Genomic DNA, 19,870 nt, shown 5'->3' with positions numbered 1-19,870 from the left:
CGCCGTTGACGAGCGCCCAGCGCAGCACCGGCGCGACCAACCTCACGCCCGGTCGCGCGACCACGCGCCGGACCGGTGCCAGCGAAGCGAGCCCGAGCTGGACCTGCGCCCAGTCGGGCAGCAGGTCGACGCCGGCATGGAACAGCAGGCGCAGCGCCGGCCGCATCGAGGGGCGCGGCACCGGCGTGTCGCGCAGCACGCGAATCACTTCATGGGTGCGCTCGCTGGCGATCAGTTCGCCGCGCATCCGTTCGAGATAGGCGCGGATCTCGGCGCGCGAGACCGGCACCTGCCCGGCACCCAGCAGCATCGCGATGCGTGCCGTCTCGGCGTAGTAGCGGTCCTGTTCCTCGCCGCCCAGGGCGGGATTCACGTAGCGCAGGTGCGCGGCCATGAAGCTCGACACCTCGGCCACGTGCACCCAGGTCAGGAGAGCCGGGTCGCTGGCGCGATAGGGCCTGCCGTCCGGCGCCGTGCCCGTCACGCCGTCGTGGATCGACCTGACGCGCGCGATCAGGCCCAGCGCGTCGGCCTGGCTGCCGAAGGTGGTGCCGGCGACGAAGGTGGCGGTGCGGCGCAGCCGGCCGAGGATGTCGGTGCGAAAGCTCGAATGATCCCAGACGCCGGCCAGCGCCAGCGGATGCAGGGCCTGCAGCAGCAGCGCGGCGATGCCGCCCGCCATCATCGAGGTGAAGTCGCCATGCACGCGCCAGCAGACGGCCTCGGGGCCGAACAGCCCCGGATCGCCGGGCGGGGAGGAAAAATCGATGCTCGGGCCGCCGCCGCCCGAGGTGAGCAGGGTGATGCCGCTCGCGAGATGGCGGCGCAGCCGCTCGGCGAGCCGATGTCCGGGGGCGCTGGTGCTGGGTTCACGCGGCGGCTCGGACATCTCTCGGCTCCCGTTGCCCGGCTAGCGCGGCTGGTCGGCGTCGGGCACGCCGTGCGCGGGGCCGCCCGCGTCGGGCACCGGCAGGCCGAAGTGCCGGTAGGTCAGCAGGGTGGCGACTCGCCCGCGCGGCGTGCGCTGCAGGAAACCCTGCTGGATCAGGTAGGGCTCGAGCACGTCCTCGATGGTGTCGCGTTCCTCGCCGATCGCCGCGGCCAGGTTGTCGACGCCGACCGGGCCGCCGTCGAACTTGTGCAGGATCGCCTCGAGCAGCTTGCGGTCCATCAGGTCGAAGCCGACCGGATCGACATCGAGCATCGCCAGCGCGGCATCGGCCACCTCGGCGGTGATCGCGCCGTCGGCCTTGACCTCGGCGTAGTCGCGCACGCGGCGCAGCAGGCGGTTGGCGATCCGCGGCGTGCCGCGCGAGCGGCGCGCGATCTCGAGCGCGCCTTGCGGATCGATGCGGGCCTGCAGCAGCGAGGCCGAGCGCTGGACGATCCGCGACAGTTGCCCCGCGTCGTAGAACTCCAGCCGCGCGACGATCCCGAAGCGGTCGCGCAGCGGATTGGTCAGCATGCCGGCGCGGGTGGTCGCGCCGACCAGGGTGAAGGGCTGCAGGTCGAGCTTGACGCTGCGCGCGGCCGGCCCCTCGCCGATCATGATGTCGATCTGGTAGTCCTCGAGCGCCGGGTACAGGATTTCCTCGACCACCGGCGATAGCCGGTGGATCTCGTCGATGAACAGCACGTCGTTGGCTTCGAGGTTGGTGAGCAGGGCGGCCAGGTCGCCCGGGCGCTCCAGCACCGGGCCCGAGGTCTGTCGCAGGTTCACCCCCATCTCGCGCGCGATGATGTGCGCGAGCGTGGTCTTGCCCAGGCCCGGCGGGCCGAACAGCAGCACGTGGTCGAGCGCTTCCGAGCGGCGCTTGGCGGCCTCGATGAAGATCTCGAGCTGGCCGCGCACCTTTTCCTGGCCGACGTATTCGTCGAGCTGGCGCGGGCGCAGCGCGCGTTCGAACGCCTCCTCGTGCGACGAGGCGGGCGTGGCGGCGATCACGCGTTCGCCGGCGAGTTTGTCGGTTTCGATCATGGGCGCATTGTACCGCGCGGCCTGCCGCCCAAGAGTCGGCCGAGCGGCCGACCCGCGCGCCGCCGCCGGCGCCGCGAAGCCGGGGATCGCCGCCTCAGGCCTTCGAGAGCGCCTTCAGCGAGAGCTTGATGCCGTCGGACACGCCGGTGCCGGCCGGCACGTTCTTGATCGCGGCCAGCGCTTCCTTTTCCGAATAACCGAGCGCGAGCAGCGCGTTGAGGATGTCGGCCGCGTGGTCCGACTGCGAGGCCTGGCCGGCCAGTTCGCCGAGATCGGCGCCGAGCTTGCCCTTGAGCTCCAGCAGCAGGCGCTCGGCGGTCTTCTTGCCGATGCCGGGCAGGCGCGTGAGGCGCGCGCTGTCCTGCAGGGTGACCACCTGCGAGAGCTCCTGCACGCTCATGCCCGAGAGCACGGCCAGCGCCATGCGCGCGCCGATCCCGCTGATCTTCAGCAGCTCGCGGAAGGTGGTGCGCTCCTGCGGGGTCAGGAAGCCGTACAGCAGGTGGGCATCCTCGCGCACGATCAGCTGGGTGAGCAGCACCACGCGCTCGCCCGTGTGCGGCAGGTTGTAGAAGGTGCTCATCGGCACGTCGAGCTCGTAGCCGACGCCGTTGCAGTCCACGAGCAGGTGGGGCGGATTCTTTTCGAGCAGGGTGCCGGCAATGCGACCGATCATGGCGAGGGCGGGAACGAGGAGGGACGGAAAGCGCGAGTGTAGCGCAGGCGCGGGCGCGGTACGCGCCGCGGCGGCTTCAGCCGACCAGCCGGCCGCGCCGCACGCGATAGCCCTTCTTGCCGAGCGTCGGGGCCAGGCCGCCGAGCGTGGCGAGCGCGTCGCCGGCATTCGCATGGCAGATCGCCATGCCGAGCGCGTCGGCCGCGTCGGTGCCGGGCAGCCCCGACAGGCCGAGCAGGCGCACCACCATCTGCTGCATCTGCTCCTTGGTGGCGCGGCCGTAGCCGACCACCGCCTGCTTCAGCTGGGTGGGCGTGTATTCGGCCACCGCCAGGCCGCCCGCCACCAGGCCGCAGATCGCCGCGCCGCGGGCCTGGCCGAGCAGCAGGGTGGATTGCGGATTGACGTTGACGAACACCTTCTCGATCGCCGACTGGTCGGGCCGGTACTCGCGCACCAGGGTCGAGACGCCGTCGAAGATGGTGCCCAGGCGCACCGAGAGTTCGGCGGTCGGGGTGCGGATCACGCCGCTCGTCACGTAGGCGAGCCGGCTGCCCTGCACGTCGATCACGCCGAAGCCGGTGACGCGCAGGCCGGGGTCGATGCCGATGATACGCATGAAGAACGGATGGGGAGCGGGAGGAAAGGCCGTGGATGGGGCGATGGTACAACGATCGCCGGCACGGCAGGCGAATGGCCGTCGGCCGGGCATGAAAAACGGCGGCGGGGCAGGGCCCGGCCGCCGTTTCGTGCCTCGGCGCCAGTGCGCCGGGCGGGCGCCCGAAGGCGCGCGATCAGTGGCGGAAGTGGCGGATGCCGGTCAGCACCATCGCGATGCCGTGTTCGTCGGCCGCCGCGATCACTTCGTCGTCGCGCATCGAGCCGCCCGGGTGGATCACCGCGGTCGCGCCGGCGGCCACCACCACGTCGAGGCCGTCGCGGAACGGGAAGAAGGCGTCCGAGGCGACCGCCGAGCCAGCCAGCGTGAGGCCCGCGTTCTGCGCCTTGATGCCGGCGATGCGCGCCGAGTCGACGCGGCTCATCTGGCCGGCGCCGACGCCGAGCGTCATGCCGTTGCCGCAGAACACGATCGCGTTCGACTTGACGAACTTGGCGACGCGCCAGGCGAACAGCAGGTCGCCGAGTTCCTTCGGGGTCGGCTGGCGCTTGGTGACCACGCGCAGTTCATCAGGCTGCACGTTGCGCGAGTCGAGCGACTGCACCAGCAGGCCGCCGCCGACGCGCTTCAGGTCGAAGGCGTTGAAGCCGTCGCCCAGCGCGATCTCGAGCAGGCGCACGTTCTGCTTGGCGGCGAACACCTGGCGCGCCGCGGCCGAGAAGGACGGCGCGATCAGCACTTCGACGAACTGCTTGGCCACCGCCTGCGCGGCGGCTTCGTCCACCTCGCGGTTGAACGCGATGATGCCGCCGAAGGCCGAGGTCGGATCGGTCTGGAAGGCCTTGGCATAGGCTTCGGCCGCATCCGCGCCGAGCGCCACGCCGCACGGGTTGGCGTGCTTGATGATCACGCAGGCCGGGACGTCGAAGGTCTTCACGCATTCCCAGGCCGCATCGGAATCGGCGATGTTGTTGTAGGACAGTTCCTTGCCCTGCAACTGGCTGTAGTTCGCGAGCGACCCGGCCGGCGCGGCCAGGTCACGGTAGAACGCGGCGCTCTGGTGCGGGTTCTCGCCGTAGCGCAGGTCCTGCACCTTGTCGAAGGCCAGGTTCAGCGTGGCCGGGTAGGGCTGGCGCGTGGCGTGCTGCAGCTCCTCGGTCAGGCTGGTCAGGTAGTTGGTGATCGCGCCGTCGTATTGCGCGGTATGCGCGAACACCTTGGTGGCGAGACGGAAGTTGGTCGGGTAGCCGACCGTGTTGCCGTTGGCCTTCATCTCGTCGAGCACCACGGCGTAGTCGGCCGGGTCGACGATCACCGTCACGTCGCGATGGTTCTTCGCGGCCGAGCGCAGCATGGTCGGGCCGCCGATGTCGATGTTCTCGATCGCGTCGGCCAGCGTGCAGTCGTCCTTGGCGATGGTCGCGACGAACGGGTACAGGTTCACCACCAGCAGGTCGATGGTCGGGATGCCGTGCGCGTCGAGCGCCTGCATGTGCTCGGGCAGGTCGCGGCGCGCCAGGATCCCGCCGTGCACCTTCGGGTGCAGCGTCTTCACGCGCCCGTCGAGCATTTCGGGGAAGCCGGTGTAGTCGGCCACTTCGGTCACCGGGAGGCCCGCCTCGGCGAGCAGTTTCGCGGTGCCGCCCGTCGACAGCAGCTTGACGCCCTGCTGCGAGAGGGCCGTCGCGAATTCGACGATGCCGGTTTTATCCGAAACGGAGAGGAGCGCTTGCTTGATCATGATGGGGAGCACCAGTAGCCAATAGCCAGGAAAACGGGAACGAAGCGGCCGCGCGAGCGAGCCCGCCGGACTACAGCAGCCCGTGCTGCTGCAGCTTCTTGCGCAAGGTGTTGCGGTTGATGCCGAGGTACTCGGCGGCGAGCGACTGGTTGCCGCCCGCCTGTTCGAGCACCACCTCGAGCATCGGCTTCTCGACGCAGGACATCACCATGTCGTAGACGTCATGCGGATTGGAGCCGTCGAGATCCCGGAAATACACGTCCAGGCTGTCGCGGACACATTGTTCGATGTTGTGCTTGCTCATGCTGCTATTGAATAGGGTCGGTTGCGCTGTCCTCGTCGTCGACATAGACGAGATGATCGGACAGGGCGCGCTGCGCGTCGAAGTAGTCGTTGACGGCGGCAAGCTGTTCGCGTGTGGTATCGAGCGTGTTCATCCGATGCCGGAATGCGTTGGCGCCCGAAAGGCCGCGAGTGTACCAGCCGATGTGCTTGCGCGCAGTACGTACGCCGGTAAATTCACCGTAGAACGCGTAGTGATCCTCGAGGTGCTCGTTGAGCAGTTGCTGGATCTCGTCGACGCTCGGCGCCGGCAGGGTTTCGCCGGTTTGCAGGAAATGATCGATTTCGCGGAACAACCAGGGCCGGCCTTGCGCGGCGCGACCGATCATCAGCGCGTCCGCGCCGGTGGCGTCGAGCACGGCGCGTGCCTTGCGCGGCGAGGTGATGTCGCCGTTGGCGACCACCGGGATCTTCACCGAGGCCTTCACGGCGGCGATGGTCTCGTATTCGGCCTCGCCGCGGTAGAGGTCGGCGCGGGTGCGGCCGTGCACGGTCAGCATCGAGATGCCTGCCTCCTCGGCCAGGCGCGCGATGGTCAGCGCGTTCTTGTGGTCGCGGTCCCAGCCGGTGCGGATCTTCAGCGTGACGGGCACCGCGTCGGGCCCGCTGCCGACCGCCGCCACCACCGCCGAGACGATCCGCACCACCAGCGGCTCGTTCTGCAGCAGGGCCGAGCCGGCCGCGACGTTGCAGACCTTCTTGGCCGGGCAGCCCATGTTGATGTCGATGATCTGCGCGCCGTTGGCGACGTTGTAGCGCGCCGCCTCGGCCATCATGGCCGGATCGGCGCCGGCGATCTGCACGGCGATCGGCTCGACCTCGCCGGCGTGGTTGGCGCGCCGCATGGTCTTCTCGCTCTTCCAGAGCTGGGCGTTGGAGGCGACCATCTCGGAGACGGCGTAGCCGGCCCCGAGCCGCTTGCAGAGCTGGCGGAACGGGCGGTCCGTGACGCCGGCCATGGGGGCGACGAACAGGTTGTTGCGCAGGACGTGAGAGCCGAGAACGGGCATCGCAATGGCAGCGCCCGCGCGTGGGCGCGGGCCGGGATCGGGCGGAGGGAAAACGCGCATTTTACCGTAAGCGGGCGCGGGGCCGGGCGGGCGCAATTGTCGACTAGCGTCAAATCGCGATGAAGCTTTGATGAAATCGCGGTGACGGCGCGCCATGGCGGGCGGCGAAAGCCGCGCTGCGCACGCGGCCGGGAAATCGGGGCGGATCCGCGCCGGGCGGCCGGCCTCGCCGCGCACGGCCCTGCATGGTCCCGCCGCGGGTTCAGCGCCGCTGGCCGAACATCATCTGGCGCGCGATCGCCGTCTTGAGCGGCGGCACGAACTCGAGCGCGCTCAGCGCGGCGCCGCGCAGCGCCCCGAGCGCGCGCGATTCGACCGTAAACAGGCGCGCCAGCGTATCGGTCGCGCCGATCGTGAGGCGGCGGTCGAGCGCGCGACGCGTGTTGAAGGCGGCCAGCGCGAGCGGCGTGGCGCCATGTTCGGAGATCGCGTCCACCAGCGTGTGCGCGTCGCGCAGGCCCAGGTTCAGGCCCTGGCCGGCCACCGGGTGCAGCGTCTGGGCGGCGTTGCCGACGATCGCGATGCGGCCCTTGACCAGGGTCGGCGCGGCGGCCAGCCCGAGCGGGAAGGCCGCGCGGCCGACGATGCGCGTGAAGCGGCCCATGCGCTCGCCGAAGGCGATGCCCAGTTCCTCGAGGAAGGCCTCGTCGGGCAGCGTCGCGCGGCGCGCGGCCTCGGCGGGCGAGCAGCACCAGACCAGCGCGTAGTCGGCCTGGCCGGCGCCGCCGGTGGGCAGCAGCGCGAGCGGGCCCTCGGCGGTGAAGCGTTCCCAGGCTACGTTCGGCTTCGGCGCCGAGACGCTCACCGTGCCGACGATCGCCGTCTGCGCGTAGTCGCGGCGATGGCGCGTGTCGCCGTCGCCGTCGCGCGGCGTGTCCTGGAACAGGCCGCCCTCGGCGTTGACCAGCGTGCGCACGCGCAGCACCCGCTCGCCCTGCGGGGTGTCCAGCGTGACCGTCACGCCCTCGGCGTCCTGCTGCGGCGCGCGCGCGCTGGTCGAGGTCAGCCACTGCACGCGGGTGCCGCGCACCGCGCGCGCCAGCGTGTCGACCAGCGAGCCGTAGCGCGCCACGTAACCGAGCGCATCGACGCCGTGTTCATCGCGGTCGATCAGGGTGCGCCCGAAGTGGCCGCGCTGCGAGACGTGGATATGGCGGATCGGCGTCGCGTCGGCGGGCCAGCCGAGCGCGCCGAGCAGCACGCGGCTGCCGTGCGAGACCGCGATCGCGCGCGGGTCGCCGAGGCTCGCCGAGGGATCGCGCGCATCGACCAGCACCGTCGACAGCGCCTGCGTCGCGCTGCGCCGCGCCAGCCAGCCGGCCAGCGCGAGCCCGACCGGGCCCGCGCCGACGATGGCGATATCGGCGTCGAACGGGGCGTGGGTGGTGGAAGCCGGCGTCATCGCGCGAGCGTGCCCGAGCTGCCGCGGGCGTCGCGCATCAGCGCCTCGATCTCGTCGGCCGCCACCGGCACCTCGCGCGTGATCAGCTCGCAGCCGTCGGCCGTCACGAAGGCGTCGTCCTCGATGCGGATGCCGATGTCGTGGAATTCGGCCGGCACGTCGTCGGCCGCGCGCACGTAGAGGCCCGGCTCGATGGTCAGCGCCATGCCCTCGCGCAGCGAGCGCCACGGCAGCATGCCCTGCGCGTCGCGCTCGGCGTCGCGCTGGCGGTAGTCGCCGCAATCGTGCACGTCCATGCCGAGCCAGTGGCCGGTGCGGTGCATGTAGAAGCGCGCGTAGGCGCGCTCGGCGATCACGTCGTCGACGCTAGCAAAGCGCGACTTCGGCACGATGCCGGTGTCGAGCAGGCCCTGCGCGAGCACGCGCACCGCCGCCTCGTGCGGCGCCTCGAAGGGCACGCCGGGGCGCGTGGCCGCGGCGGCGGCGGCCTGCGCGGCCAGCACGATGTCGTAGAGCGCGCGCTGCGGGCCCGAGAATCTGCCGTTGGCGGGAAAGGTGCGGGTGATGTCGGAGGCGTAGCCCTCCAGTTCGCAGGCCGCGTCGATCAGGATCAGGTCGCCGTCGCGCGCCACCGCGTTGCCGGCCGGGTAGTGCAGCACGCAGGCATTGGCGCCGGCCGCGACGATCGAGCCATAGGCGGGGCCGGCCGAGCCGTGGCGGCGGAATTCGTGCAGCAGCTCGGCCTCGATCTCGTATTCGCGAATGCCGGGGCGCGTGGCCGCCATCGCGCGCCGATGGGCGCTGGCCGAGATGCTGGCGGCGCGGCGCATGATGGCCTGCTCGTGGGCGTCCTTCACCAGCCGCATCTCGTCGAGCAGCGGCGCGAGATCGTGGGCGGAGGCCGGCGCGGCCACGCCCGAGCGGGCCTTGGCGCGCACCGCGTCGAGCCAGCCGGCGAGCTTGCGCTCGAGCTCGGGCGAGGCGCCGAAGCGGTAGTGCACCGCGACCGCGTCGGCCAGCAGGCGCGGCAGCTCGGCGTCGAGCGCGTCGTTGGGGAAGGCGGCGTCGAAGCCGAAGGCCTCGCGCGCGGCTTCGGGCCCGTAGTGGAAACCTTCCCAGATCTCGCGCTCGGGATGTTTCGCACGACAGAACAGGATCGATTGCGGCTCGCCCTCGGCGGCGCTCGCGTCGAGCACCAGCAGCGCGTCGGGTTCGCAGAAGCCGCTCAGGTAATAGAAGTAGCTGTCGTGCCGGAACGGATAGCCGGCATCGCGGTTGCGCATCACTTCCTGGGCGGTGGGGACGATCGCGACGCCGCCGCCCGAGGCGCGCAGCGCGGCGAGCACGCGCGCACGGCGCTGGCGGTAGACGTCGGGGGCGAGGGCGGTTTCGGTGGCGGCGTTCATGGCGCGATTGTAGCGCTGTGGCGGGCGCCGCGCCCGCTGCCCGGCACCGCCGCGCGGGCCGCCAAATGGCGCCCGGCGGCTGTTGCATCCGATCCACAGGCCGGATGGCCGACTTGGCGGACAGCCGGCAGGCCCGGTTATGATCGCCGACGACGTATACTCTCGGGCGCTATTTACATTTCAGGCAGGATGATGAAACTCATCGGTTCGCTCAGCAGCCCTTACGTGCGCAAGGCGCGTATCGTGCTCGCCGAAAAGAAGATCGACTACAAGCTGGAACTCGAGAACGTGTGGGCAAACGACACCACGATCCACGCCGCCAATCCGCTCGGCAAGGTGCCGTGCCTGGTGATGGAGGACGGCGCGGCCGTGTTCGATTCGCGCGTGATCTGCGAATACGTCGACACGCTGTCGCCGGTCGGCAAGCTGATCCCGGCCTCGGGCCGCGAACGCGTCGAGGTGCGGTGCTGGGAGGCGCTCGGCGACGGCGTGCTCGACGCCTCGGTCGGGATCCGCATCGAGAACGTGCAGCGCACCCCCGAGCAGCGCAGCGAGGCCTGGATCGCGCGCCAGCAGCGCAAGATCGACGACGGCCTGGTGGCCATGTCGCAGGGCCTCGGCGGCAAGCCGTGGTGCGCCGGCAACCACTACACGCTGGCCGACGTCACGCTCGGCTGCGCGCTCGGTTATCTCGATTTCCGCATGCCGGAGCTGGGCTGGCGCGAACGCCATCCCAATCTCGACAAGCACTACCAGAAGCTCTCGCAGCGCCAGACCTTCATCGACACGGTGCCGCAGGACTGAGTCGCGAGCGTGCCGCCCGCCAGCAAGAACGCCCCGCCGGGATCAGCCGGCGGGGCGTTTTTTTCATGCATGCGCGGCAGCGCCGGCGCTCGAGGCCAGCGCCGGCCGAGGCTCAATCGTAGGCCGCGTAGGCGGCGTCGCCGATCGTGAAGGTATCGCTGCGCGACACCGGCCACCAGGTGTCGTAGAGCGTGAGGCCGAGCTTCTCGCCGCCGAGCAGCGCGCCCGGCTTCACGTACTTGAGCAGTTGCGACATCAGCCGGACCTCGTGCGGCGCGATGCGCTGCACGATGTGATGCGCGCGCAGGTCGGCCGGATGCGCGAGGCCGGCGGCCTGCACCAGTTCCTGCAGCGCATGCAGCGTGTTGCGGTGGAAGTTGTAGACGCGCTCGGACTTGTCGGGCACCACCAGCGCGCGCTGGCGCACCTCGTCCTGGGTCGCCACGCCGGTCGGGCAGCGGCCGGTATGGCAGGTCTGGGCCTGGATGCAGCCGACCGCGAACATGAAGCCGCGCGCCGAGTTCACCCAGTCCGCGCCGATCGCCAGCGTGCGCGCCACGTCGAAGGCGGTGATGATCTTGCCGCTCGCGCCGATCTTCACGCGCTCGCGCAGGCCGATCCCCACCAGGGTGTTGTGCACCAGCAGCAGGCCTTCCTGCAGCGGCACGCCGACGTGGTCGGTGAATTCGAGCGGCGCCGCGCCGGTGCCGCCCTCGGCGCCGTCCACCACGATGAAGTCAGGCACGATGCCGGTCTCGAGCATGGCCTTGGCGATGCCGAAGAATTCCCAGGGATGGCCGATGCAGAGCTTGAAGCCGGTCGGCTTGCCGCCCGAGAGCGTGCGCAGCCGCTCGACGAATTCGAGCAGCCCGCGCGGCGTCGAGAACTCCGAATGGGTGGCCGGCGAGATGCAGTCCTTGCCCATCGGCACGCCGCGCGTCTCGGCGATCTCAGGGGTGATCTTGGCGGCCGGCAGCACGCCGCCGTGACCCGGCTTGGCGCCCTGCGAGAGCTTCACCTCGATCATCTTGACCTGCGGGTCGGCCGCCTGCCTGGCGAACTTGTCGGGATTGAAGCTGCCGTCGTCGTTACGGCATCCGAAGTAACCGGAGGCGATTTCCCAGATGATGTCGCCGCCGTGCTCGCGATGGTACTTCGACAGCGAGCCCTCGCCGGTGTCGTGCGCGAAACCGCCCTTCTTCGCGCCCAGGTTGAGCGAGCGGATCGCGTTGGCCGACAGCGAGCCGAAGCTCATCGCCGAGATGTTGAAGATCGAGATGTCGTAGGGCTGGGCGCGGCTCGCGCCGACGCGGATCCGGAAGTCGTGGTTGGCGAGCTTGGTCGGCGCCAGCGAGTGGCTGATCCACTCGTGCGCGGTGGCCTTGACGTTGAGCTCGGTGCCGTAGGGCCGGTTGTCGGCGACGTTCTTGGCGCGCTGGTAGACCACGCTGCGCTGCGCGCGAGAGAAGGGCTTCTCGTCGGTGTCGTCCTCGACGAAATACTGGCGGATCTCGGGGCGGATGAACTCGAACATGAAGCGGAAGTGGCCCCAGAGCGGGTAGTTCCGCAGGATCGCGTGATGATCCTGTTTCAGGTCGTAGAGGCCGAGCGCGACGAAGGCGGCGGGGATCAGGCACCAGGGCCAGGCGATCAGGTGGGCCGAGGCGAGGACGACGAGCAGCACGAGCGCGAGCGTCGCGCACCACATCGCGAGATAACGTCTTGCAAACATGGGGGGATTCCTTGTTCTTCGGTTGGCCGCCATGCCGCCGCCGGCCGGGGTGCGGCTGGCGGCGCGCGAGGCAGGCCGCCGGTGGGGCTGCCACCGATCAGCGACCGATTGTCGCGTGCCGCAAGTCTAAACCGAGAATGTGTCAGCGCGCCTCGAAGCGTGCCCTCTTTGAAGGCGATTGAAAGCTTGGCGCTTTCCGCGCGGGCGCCGCCGGCCCCGGTTGCCCGGGTCTGCCGGCGCGGCGCTCAGCTCGCCAGGCCGCTCGCCAGCTCGTGCGCGCGCGCCGCGGCGACCGCCTCGGCCGAGCCCGGCTGGCCGGTCGCGACCGATTCGATGATGCCGCCGCCCAGGCAGATCTCGCCGTCGTAGAGCACCGCCGACTGGCCCGGCGTGACGGCCCATTGCGGCGTGTCGAAACCGAGCGAGAAGCGCGCCTCGCCCGCTTCGCCGGCCTTCGCGCGGGCGAAGGAGCAGGGCGCGTCGGCCTGGCGGTAGCGCGTTTTCGCGCCGCAGGCGAAGCCGTCGGCGGGCGGCTCGCCGGCCACCCAGCTGACGTTGCCCGCCACCAGCTCGCGCGACAGCAGCCAGGGATGCTCGTGGCCCTGCGCGACGTAGAGCGTGTTCGAGGCGATGTCCTTGCCGGCCACGAACCAGGGTTCGCCGCTGCCGTCCTTGCTGCCGCCCAGGCCGATGCCCTTGCGCTGGCCGAAGGTGTAGAAGGCCAGCCCGATATGCTCGCCGACGCGCTTGCCGTCGGGCGTCTTCATCGGCCCCGGCCTGGTCGGCAGGTAGCGGTTCAGGAAATCGCGGAACGGCCGCTCGCCGATGAAGCAGATACCGGTCGAATCCTTCTTCTTCGCGTTCGGCAGGCCGATCTGCTCGGCGATCTCGCGCACCCGCGTCTTCGGCATCTCGCCGAGCGGGAACAGCGTCTTCGACAGTTGCGCCTGGTTCAGCCGGTGCAGGAAGTAGGACTGGTCCTTGGTGTGGTCGAAGGCCTTGAGCAGCTCGAAGCGGCCCTCGCGTTCGCGCACGCGTGCGTAGTGGCCGGTGGCGATGGTCTCGGCGCCCAGCGACATGGCGTGGTCGAGGAAGGCCTTGAACTTGATCTCGGCATTGCAGAGCACGTCCGGGTTCGGCGTGCGCCCGGCGGAGTACTCGCGCAGGAACTCCGCGAACACGCGGTCCTTGTACTCGGCGGCGAAGTTGACGGCTTCCACGTCGATGCCGATCAGGTCCGCCACCGACACCACGTCGATCCAGTCCTGGCGCGTCGAGCAGTACTCGCCGTCGTCATCGTCTTCCCAGTTCTTCATGAACAGGCCGACCACGTCGTAACCCTGTTCCTTGAGCAGCCACGCGGTGACCGACGAATCGACACCGCCCGACATGCCGACCACGACACGTTGCTTCTTCATTTGCTGACAGCCTGATGTTCGGGCGTCGCGCGATAGGGCGCGACGGAATGCGTATGGACGAACTCCAGCGGCACGCGGCGACCGGCGAGATAGTCGTCGACGCAGCGCATCACCGCGGGCGTGCGGTGGCGGTCCTCGGCGGCGCGCAGCTCCTCGGCCGTCATCCACAGCGTGCGGACGATGCCCTCGTCGAGCGCAAGCCCTGCGACGGCCTCGCCGGCCCGCCCGCAGAAGGTGAAGCGCAGGTAGGTCGCGCCGCCCTTGGCGGGCCGCTCGAAATGCGTCTGGTAGACGCCCACCAGCGCCTGCGGCTCGAACGGATGCGCGGTTTCCTCGAGGGTTTCGCGGATCACGGCGTCGACCAGCGTCTCGCCGGCCTCGAGATGGCCGGCCGGCTGGTTGAGCCGCAGGCCGCCCGAGGTGTGTTCCTCGATCAGCAGGAAACGGCCGTCGCGCTCGACGATCGCGGCCACCGTGACGTGCGGGGTCCAGAGTTCGGGTTTCATGGGCGTGCATTTTACCGGTTGGCGGGCGCGGCTGCCGAACCCCGGGCGAGCCTCGCGCGGCGCGTCGTCGCCGATGCGGCGCGGCGCCCGTCGCCGGCCCGCGCCCGGCATCGATGCCGCCCCGTTTTCAGCGCCGCGCGCCGTGCCTGGACGATCCGGCACGGTTTGTCCACCGGGAAAGGGCCGGATCTCGGCGCGCCCGGCGCTTTCGGGTACATTGGCGCGTGGAATCTGCCGTTGCCTTCGAGCCGGTCGTCGCTTCCCCGGCTCGCCTTGCCGTCGAAACCAAGAATCAGAACGCAAGCTGGAGGGATCACGATGCTTATCGGAGTGCCTGCCGAGACGCGGGCGAACGAGGCGCGCGTAGCCGCGACGCCGGAAACCGTGAAGAAATACGTGGCTGCCGGCCACTCGGTCTGCGTCGAGCGCGGCGCCGGGGCGGCCGCCAGCTTCCCCGACGAGGCCTATGCCGCGGCCGGCGCCACGCTCGGCGAGCGCGCCGCCGCCTATGCCGCCGAGATCGTGCTGAAGGTGCAGGCGCCAGACAGCGACGAATTGCCGCAGATGAAGCGTGGCGCGGTGCTGGTCGGCATGCTCGATCCCTTCAATGCCGAACAGGCCGCGCGACTCGCCGCGGCCGGCGTGACCGGCTTCGCGCTGGAGGCCGCGCCGCGCACCACGCGCGCGCAGAGCCTGGACGTGCTGTCCTCGCAGGCCAATATCGCTGGCTACAAGGCGGTGCTGGTGGCCGCCGCGCTCTATCCGCGCTTCCTGCCGATGCTGATGACCGCCGCGGGCACCGTGAAGGCCGCCCGCGTGCTGGTGCTCGGCGCCGGCGTGGCGGGCCTGCAGGCGATCGCCACCGCCAAGCGGCTGGGCGCCGTGATCGAGGCTTCCGACGTGCGCCCGGCGGTGAAGGAGCAGATCGAGTCGCTCGGCGCGAAGTTCGTCGACGTGCCCTTCGAGACCGACGAGGAGCGCGAGGCCGCCCAGGGCACCGGCGGCTACGCGCGGCCGATGCCGCCGTCGTGGCTGGCGCGCCAGGCGGCCCTGGTGCACGAACGGGCGAAGCAGGCCGACATCGTGATCAGCACCGCGCTGATCCCGGGGCGGCCCGCGCCGACCCTGATCCAGGCCGACACGGTGGCCGCCATGAAGCCGGGCGCGGTGATCGTCGACCTGGCCGCCGGGCGCGGGCCCGAGAACGCCGACGGCCGGCGCGGCGGCAACTGCCCGCTGACGGTGGCCGACCAGGTGGTGAAGGTGCACGGCGTGACCATCGCCGGCCACACCAATCTCGCCGCGCAGGTCGGCGCCGACGCCTCGGCGCTCTACGCGCGCAACCTCGCCGACTTCCTCAAGCTGATCGTGACGAAGGAAGGCGCCTTGAACATCGACATGGACGACGACATCGTCGCCGCGACGCTGCTGTGTCGCGACGGCGAGGTCGTGCGCAAGTAAGGGGAAGGCCGCGATGGAATTGATCAATCACACGGTGATCAACCTGATCATCTTCGTGCTGGCCGTCTATGTGGGCTACCACGTGGTCTGGAACGTGACGCCGGCGCTGCACACGCCGCTGATGGCCGTCACCAACGCGATCTCGGCGATCGTGATCGTCGGCGCGATGCTGGCCGCGGCGCTCACGGTGGGCACCACCGGCAAGGTGTTCGGCACGGTGGCAGTGGCGCTGGCGGCGGTCAACGTGTTCGGCGGCTTCCTGGTCACCCGGCGCATGCTGGAGATGTTCAGGAAGAAGGAACCGAAACGCGCGGCCGGCGAGGGCAAGGAGGGCGCGCGATGAGCCTGAACCTGGTCACCCTGCTGTACCTGCTCGCCTCGGTCTGCTTCATCCAGGCGCTCAAGGGCCTGTCGAACCCGAAGAGCGCGCGGCGCGGCAACCTGTTCGGCATGGTCGGGATGGCGATCGCGATCCTCACCACGATCGCGCTGATCGCCAGGCAGGCCGCCTGGCTCGGCGCCAACCTGCCGCTCGGCCTGGCCCTGGTGCTCGGCGCGCTGGTGGTCGGCGGCGCGGTGGGCGCCTACGTGGCCGCGCGCGTCGAGATGACCAAGATGCCCGAGCTGGTGGCCGCGATGCACTCGCTGATCGGCCTGGCGGCGGTCTGCATCGCCTATGCCGTGGTGGCCGAGCCGGAAGCCTTCGGCCTGGTGCCGCAGGACGCGGCCGCGGCCAACTTCATCCCCTACGGCAACCGCATCGAGCTGTTCATCGGCACCTTCGTCGGCGCGATCACCTTCTCCGGTTCGGTGATCGCCTTCGGCAAGCTCTCGGGCAAGTACAAGTTCAGGCTGTTCCAGGGCGCGCCGGTGGTCTATGCCGGCCAGCACCTGATCAACCTGATGCTGGCGATCGGCATGCTCGGCTTCGGCGTCCTGTTCTTCCTGACGCAATCCTGGCTGCCCTTCATCGTGATGACCGCGATCGCCTTCGCGCTCGGGGTGCTGATCATCATCCCGATCGGCGGCGCGGACATGCCGGTGGTGGTGTCGATGCTCAATTCGTACTCCGGATGGGCCGCGGCCGGGATCGGCTTCTCGCTGAACAACCCGATGCTGATCATCGCGGGCTCGCTGGTCGGCTCGTCGGGCGCGATCCTGTCCTACATCATGTGCCACGCCATGAACCGCTCCTTCTTCAACGTCATCCTCGGCGGCTTCGGCGGCGAGGCGGGCGGTGCCGAGGCGGGCGGCGCGAAGGAGCAGCGGCCGGTGAAGTCGGGCTCGGCCGACGATGCCGCCTTCATGCTCGGCAATGCCGAGACGGTGGTGATCGTGCCCGGCTACGGGCTGGCGGTGGCGCGTGCCCAGCACGCCCTCAAGGAGCTGACCGACAAGCTGATCGCCAAGGGCATCGACGTGCGCTACGCGATCCATCCGGTGGCCGGTCGCATGCCGGGGCACATGAACGTGCTGCTCGCCGAGGCCGAGGTGCCCTACGACCTTGTCTACGAGATGGAGGACATCAACAACGAGTTCGGGCAGACCGACGTGGTGCTGGTGCTCGGCGCCAACGACGTGGTCAACCCCGCGGCGAAGAACGATCCGAAATCTCCGATCGCGGGCATGCCGATCCTCGAGGCCTACAAGGCGCGCACCGTGATCGTCAACAAGCGCTCGATGGCTTCCGGCTACGCCGGGCTCGACAACGAGCTGTTCTACATGGACAAGACCATGATGGTGTTCGGCGACGCCAAGAAGGTGGTCGAGGACATGGTGAAGGCGGTCGAGTAGGGCGCGCCGGCGCTGCCGGCGTCGCCGGCCTTATCCGGCCCGGCCGCCGCGCCGGGCCTTGCCGTCCAGGTCCTGCCCGCATTCGCGATGGGCGATGCGCAGGAAATCGGCCAGCCGGCGCCCGTCGAGATCGGGATGGACCTCGTGGACGCTCGGCTCCCGGATGCGGGCCACGTCGAAGTTGCGGAAGTCGCCGCGCAGCTCGCACCAGGCCGACAGCGTCCACTGGCCGCCCCAATACACCAGCCCGAGCGGCCAGATGCGCCGCTCGCTGGCCGCATCCTGCTTGTCCCGGTACTGGAAATGCACCACGCGCCGCTCGTCGAGCGCGTGGTGCAGCACGTCCATGGTCTGCGAATAGGTGGCGTCCACGCGCTGCGAGGGCGCGAACACCGGCAGCCGGTCCAGCACGATGCGCTTGTCGGCCGGCATCGCCGAGGCGATCTTGGCCAGCGCCGAGCGGGCGCCGCCGGCGAAGCGCGCGCCGCCCCAGGATTCGAGCATGCGCGCGCCGGCCGCCAGCGCGGCCAGCTCGTCGGCCGTAAACGTGAGCGGCGGCAGGCTGGCCGAGCGGTCCAGGCGGTAGCCGATGCCGGCCTCCCCCTCGATCGGCACGCCCGAGAGCTGCAGGTCGCGCACGTCGCGATAGACGGTGCGCAGCGACACCGACATCCATTCCGCGAGCTGCTGCGCGGTGGTCAGGCGGCGGCCGCGCAGCAGCTCGGCGATCTGGAACAGGCGGTCGGCGCGACGGGTCATGGTGACGAGGCAAGCGGGCGCGAGGGTGGTGCGGCGATGATAGCGCCGCCCGGCGCGCCCGGCACGGCCTGGGCCGGTTGAGGTGCCAAAGTCGGTGCCGATCGGTGCCGGGCGGCTCCGGAGCGGCTCATCGGCCCCGCGCGTGCAGGCCGATGCGGTTGCCTTCGGTGTCGAGCACGTAGGCGATGTAGCCGATCTCGCGCGGCAGCTCGATCACCGCGCCCTCGACGATGCCGCCGGCGCGCCGGGCGCGTTCCAGCGCGGCCTGCGCCGATTCGCCGGCCTCGAGGTAGAGCACCGGGCCGGCCGCGGCCGGCTTGCTGCCGAGCGGGTCCTGCACCAGCGCGCCGCCGGTCTGGCCGTCGTCGTGCTCGAAGATCGCGAGCAGCGAGCCGCCGAAGTTCTCGCGCTTCAGGCGCTTGTCGAGCAGGGTTTCGTAGAAGCGCGTGGCGCGATCGAGATCGTGGGTGGGGATCTCGAACCAGCTGATCGCGCGGGTGGTGGTGGCGGTGTTCATCTGCGTCTCCTGGAGGGGGCGGGGTGGTTCGCATCGCAGCCGATGCGGTGAGACGCAGTGTGCGGGGCCCCTGCTGACAGCGTGCTGTCAGCAGCCGGCAGCATGGCCGCGGCCCGCGCGCCGCCGCGGCGGGCTCACGAAAAGCGACAGGGCCGGAAATCCCGGCCCCGTCGTGTCATGCGCGACGCCTTTCGGGCGCCGGTCCAGGCATCAGTCCTGGCCCGCCCCGGCGTTGTCCGCGCCGGCGCCGGCCTCGCCGGCCGGCCGCTGCCGCACGCTGCCGGCCACCACGTCGAAGCGGAACAGCCGGCATTCGAGCGCGCCGTTGAACAGCGGCGTCTTGGCCGATTCGCGCAGGCGCAGCTGGCCCGGCAGCGAGCGATCCGAGCTCAGCAGGAAGGCCTGCCAGCCCGTGAAGCGCTGCTTGAGCGCGGTGCCGAGCGCGGCGAAGAACTCGCCGTCGGGCGCATCGGTGTGGGTGCGGCGGAAGGCATCGTCGGCGCCGCGGTTGCGGCCCGTCTCGCGTACCTCGCCGCGCGCGCTGCGCCCGCGCACCTCGATCCGCTCGCCATAGGGCGGATTGGCGATGATCAGGCCCGGCGCGTCGCAGGGCGGCGCCATGAAGCGCGCGTCCACCTGCTTGAGCGAGACGCCCGGCGCGCCGGCGCGCTCCAGGTTGGCGCGCGCCTTGTCGAGCATGTCGCCCGAGATGTCGCTGCCGTACACGGGCAGCGCGTCGCGGCGGCCGCGCGCGGCGCGCTTGGCGTCCATCGCGCCGACCTTGAGGGTCTGCCAGGCGGTGATGTCGTACTGCTTGAGCTTCTCGAAGCCGAAGCGGCGTTCCACGCCGGGGGCGACGTCCAGCGCGATCTGGGCGGCCTCGGCCAGGAAGGTGCCGCTGCCGCACATCGGGTCGTAGAGCGGCAGCTCGGGGGTCCAGCCGGCCAGGCGCAGGATGCCGGCAGCGAGGTTCTCGCGCAGGGGTGCCGCGCCCTTGTCGAGGCGCCAGCCGCGCTTGAACAGCGGCTCGCCCGAGGTGTCGAGATAGAGCGTGCACTGGTTGGCGGTCAGGAAGGCGAACACGCGCACGTCGGGCATCGCGGTGTCGATGCTCGGGCGCGAGCCGGTCTTCTCGCGCAGCCGGTCGCAGATCGCGTCCTTGACGCGCAGCGTGGCGAATTCGAGGCTCTTGAGCGGCGACTTGATGGCGGTGATGTCCACCCGCAGCGTCTGGGTCGAGGCGAACCAGCGCTCCCAGCCCTGCTCGAGCGCCAGCGCATAGACGTCCTGCTCGTTGCGGTAGGCGCGCTCGGCGATCTTCAGCAGCACCCGGCTGGCGACACGCGAATGCAGGTTGGCGGCCATGCCGGCGGTCCAGCCGCCGCGGAAATGGACGCCGCCCGGCACCTGGGCGCCGACATCGAGCGGTGCGCCGCCGGTGCGGCGCGCGCCGATCTCGGCCAGCTCGGCCGCGAGCGCGGCTTCGAGCCCGCGCGGGCAGGGAGCGAAGAAATCGAAATCAGCAGCCAGGCGCGGCGATAGGACATGCCGAGATGGCGCGCAGCCGCCGAAATCGAGCCGTGCTCGCGCACCGCTTCGAGCAGGGTGACCTTGCCGGGGCCGAGCGCGACCGTGTCGCCGCGCC

The 19,870-nt window shown here is 70.5% G+C and carries 19 protein-coding genes and 1 pseudogene; 4 read left to right on the top strand and 16 right to left on the bottom strand.

The features are described from left to right. The 9 genes from F3J10_RS26225 to F3J10_RS26185 form a co-directional block, all read right to left on the bottom strand. On the bottom strand, positions 1-889 hold an 889-nt coding region (locus F3J10_RS26225; RefSeq protein ID WP_167243334.1), incomplete at its 3' end, for an oxygenase MpaB family protein. 21 nt (positions 890-910) lie between these two features. Next, positions 911-1,978 (bottom strand): Holliday junction branch migration DNA helicase RuvB, encoded by a 1,068-nt coding sequence (ruvB, locus tag F3J10_RS26220; protein ID WP_025096767.1) that lies wholly within the window; start codon positions 1,976-1,978, stop codon positions 911-913. Positions 1,979-2,072: 94 nt separating this feature from the next. Continuing rightward, positions 2,073-2,654 carry a Holliday junction branch migration protein RuvA gene (gene ruvA / locus F3J10_RS26215; RefSeq protein WP_013696665.1) on the bottom strand — a complete coding sequence of 194 codons (582 nt, stop codon included), beginning with the start codon at positions 2,652-2,654 and terminating at the stop codon, positions 2,073-2,075. A gap of 76 nt (positions 2,655-2,730) precedes the next feature. After that, positions 2,731-3,273 (bottom strand): crossover junction endodeoxyribonuclease RuvC, encoded by a 543-nt coding sequence (gene ruvC / locus F3J10_RS26210; protein WP_025096766.1) that lies wholly within the window; start codon positions 3,271-3,273, stop codon positions 2,731-2,733. Between the two features lie 175 nt (positions 3,274-3,448). Then, positions 3,449-5,014, bottom strand: coding sequence for a bifunctional phosphoribosylaminoimidazolecarboxamide formyltransferase/IMP cyclohydrolase (gene purH, locus F3J10_RS26205; protein ID WP_025096765.1), 1,566 nt, complete (start codon positions 5,012-5,014; stop codon positions 3,449-3,451). 70 nt (positions 5,015-5,084) lie between these two features. Further along, positions 5,085-5,318 (bottom strand): Fis family transcriptional regulator, encoded by a 234-nt coding sequence (locus F3J10_RS26200; protein WP_013696668.1) that lies wholly within the window; start codon positions 5,316-5,318, stop codon positions 5,085-5,087. A 4-nt stretch (positions 5,319-5,322) separates the two neighbouring features. After that, positions 5,323-6,366 carry a tRNA dihydrouridine synthase DusB gene (gene dusB, locus F3J10_RS26195; RefSeq protein WP_013696669.1) on the bottom strand — a complete coding sequence of 348 codons (1,044 nt, stop codon included), beginning with the start codon at positions 6,364-6,366 and terminating at the stop codon, positions 5,323-5,325. Positions 6,367-6,628: 262 nt separating this feature from the next. Beyond that, positions 6,629-7,828 carry a UbiH/UbiF/VisC/COQ6 family ubiquinone biosynthesis hydroxylase gene (locus F3J10_RS26190; protein WP_025096764.1) on the bottom strand — a complete coding sequence of 400 codons (1,200 nt, stop codon included), beginning with the start codon at positions 7,826-7,828 and terminating at the stop codon, positions 6,629-6,631. Next, complete coding sequence (locus tag F3J10_RS26185) at positions 7,825-9,234, bottom strand: aminopeptidase P N-terminal domain-containing protein (protein ID WP_167243333.1); 1,410 nt, start codon at positions 9,232-9,234, stop codon at positions 7,825-7,827. Before F3J10_RS26185 ends, F3J10_RS26190 begins: the two co-directional genes overlap by 4 nt. Before the next feature lie 189 nt (positions 9,235-9,423). On the opposite strand from F3J10_RS26185, the gene F3J10_RS26180 reads away from it, so the two are divergent. After that, positions 9,424-10,038, top strand: a complete 615-nt coding sequence (locus tag F3J10_RS26180; protein ID WP_025096762.1) for a glutathione S-transferase N-terminal domain-containing protein — start codon at positions 9,424-9,426, stop codon at positions 10,036-10,038. Positions 10,039-10,150: 112 nt separating this feature from the next. On the opposite strand, the gene F3J10_RS26175 is transcribed toward F3J10_RS26180, so the two are convergent. From F3J10_RS26175 to F3J10_RS26165, 3 genes are all read right to left on the bottom strand, one after another. Beyond that, on the bottom strand, positions 10,151-11,770 hold the full coding sequence (locus tag F3J10_RS26175; protein WP_013696673.1) for an FMN-binding glutamate synthase family protein: 1,620 nt from the start codon (positions 11,768-11,770) through the stop codon (positions 10,151-10,153). A gap of 245 nt (positions 11,771-12,015) precedes the next feature. After that, positions 12,016-13,188 (bottom strand): tRNA 2-thiouridine(34) synthase MnmA, encoded by a 1,173-nt coding sequence (gene mnmA, locus F3J10_RS26170; protein ID WP_167243332.1) that lies wholly within the window; start codon positions 13,186-13,188, stop codon positions 12,016-12,018. Continuing rightward, positions 13,185-13,694 (bottom strand): NUDIX hydrolase, encoded by a 510-nt coding sequence (locus tag F3J10_RS26165; RefSeq protein ID WP_029949236.1) that lies wholly within the window; start codon positions 13,692-13,694, stop codon positions 13,185-13,187. The genes mnmA and F3J10_RS26165 overlap by 4 nt, the downstream gene beginning before the upstream one ends. A 318-nt stretch (positions 13,695-14,012) precedes the next feature. Here F3J10_RS26165 and F3J10_RS26160 point away from each other — a divergent pair, with 318 nt between their 5' ends. The 3 genes from F3J10_RS26160 to F3J10_RS26150 are packed head-to-tail and all read left to right on the top strand — an operon-like array spanning position 14,013 to position 16,949. Next, positions 14,013-15,155 (top strand): Re/Si-specific NAD(P)(+) transhydrogenase subunit alpha, encoded by a 1,143-nt coding sequence (locus F3J10_RS26160; RefSeq protein WP_025096760.1) that lies wholly within the window; start codon positions 14,013-14,015, stop codon positions 15,153-15,155. Between the two features lie 13 nt (positions 15,156-15,168). After that, positions 15,169-15,498 (top strand): NAD(P) transhydrogenase subunit alpha, encoded by a 330-nt coding sequence (locus F3J10_RS26155; RefSeq protein WP_013696677.1) that lies wholly within the window; start codon positions 15,169-15,171, stop codon positions 15,496-15,498. Beyond that, positions 15,495-16,949 carry an NAD(P)(+) transhydrogenase (Re/Si-specific) subunit beta gene (locus tag F3J10_RS26150; RefSeq protein WP_025096759.1) on the top strand — a complete coding sequence of 485 codons (1,455 nt, stop codon included), beginning with the start codon at positions 15,495-15,497 and terminating at the stop codon, positions 16,947-16,949. Before F3J10_RS26155 ends, F3J10_RS26150 begins: the two co-directional genes overlap by 4 nt. Before the next feature lie 30 nt (positions 16,950-16,979). Here F3J10_RS26150 and F3J10_RS26145 read toward each other — a convergent pair whose 3' ends face one another. From F3J10_RS26145 to F3J10_RS26130, 4 genes and pseudogenes are all read right to left on the bottom strand, one after another. Beyond that, on the bottom strand, positions 16,980-17,708 hold the full coding sequence (locus F3J10_RS26145) for a YafY family protein (RefSeq protein ID WP_166915050.1): 729 nt from the start codon (positions 17,706-17,708) through the stop codon (positions 16,980-16,982). A 127-nt stretch (positions 17,709-17,835) separates the two neighbouring features. Beyond that, positions 17,836-18,225, bottom strand: a complete 390-nt coding sequence (locus tag F3J10_RS26140) for a VOC family protein (RefSeq protein WP_166915049.1) — start codon at positions 18,223-18,225, stop codon at positions 17,836-17,838. A 210-nt stretch (positions 18,226-18,435) separates the two neighbouring features. After that, the gene (locus tag F3J10_RS26135) at positions 18,436-19,755 is read right to left on the bottom strand and encodes a class I SAM-dependent RNA methyltransferase (RefSeq protein WP_167243335.1); all 1,320 of its coding nucleotides are present in this window, start codon (positions 19,753-19,755) and stop codon (positions 18,436-18,438) included. Further along, positions 19,743-19,870, bottom strand: a pseudogene (locus F3J10_RS26130) (ModE family transcriptional regulator); the annotation flags it as partial. The pseudogene F3J10_RS26130 and the gene F3J10_RS26135, both read right to left, overlap by 13 nt.

The sequence above is a fragment of the Burkholderia sp. Cy-637 genome, from assembly GCF_011753175.1.
GTDB lineage: Bacteria > Pseudomonadota > Gammaproteobacteria > Burkholderiales > Burkholderiaceae > Burkholderia > Burkholderia gladioli.
The sequence above is the reverse complement of the archived record's forward strand: the minus strand, read 5'-3'. Positions and strand labels throughout refer to the sequence as shown.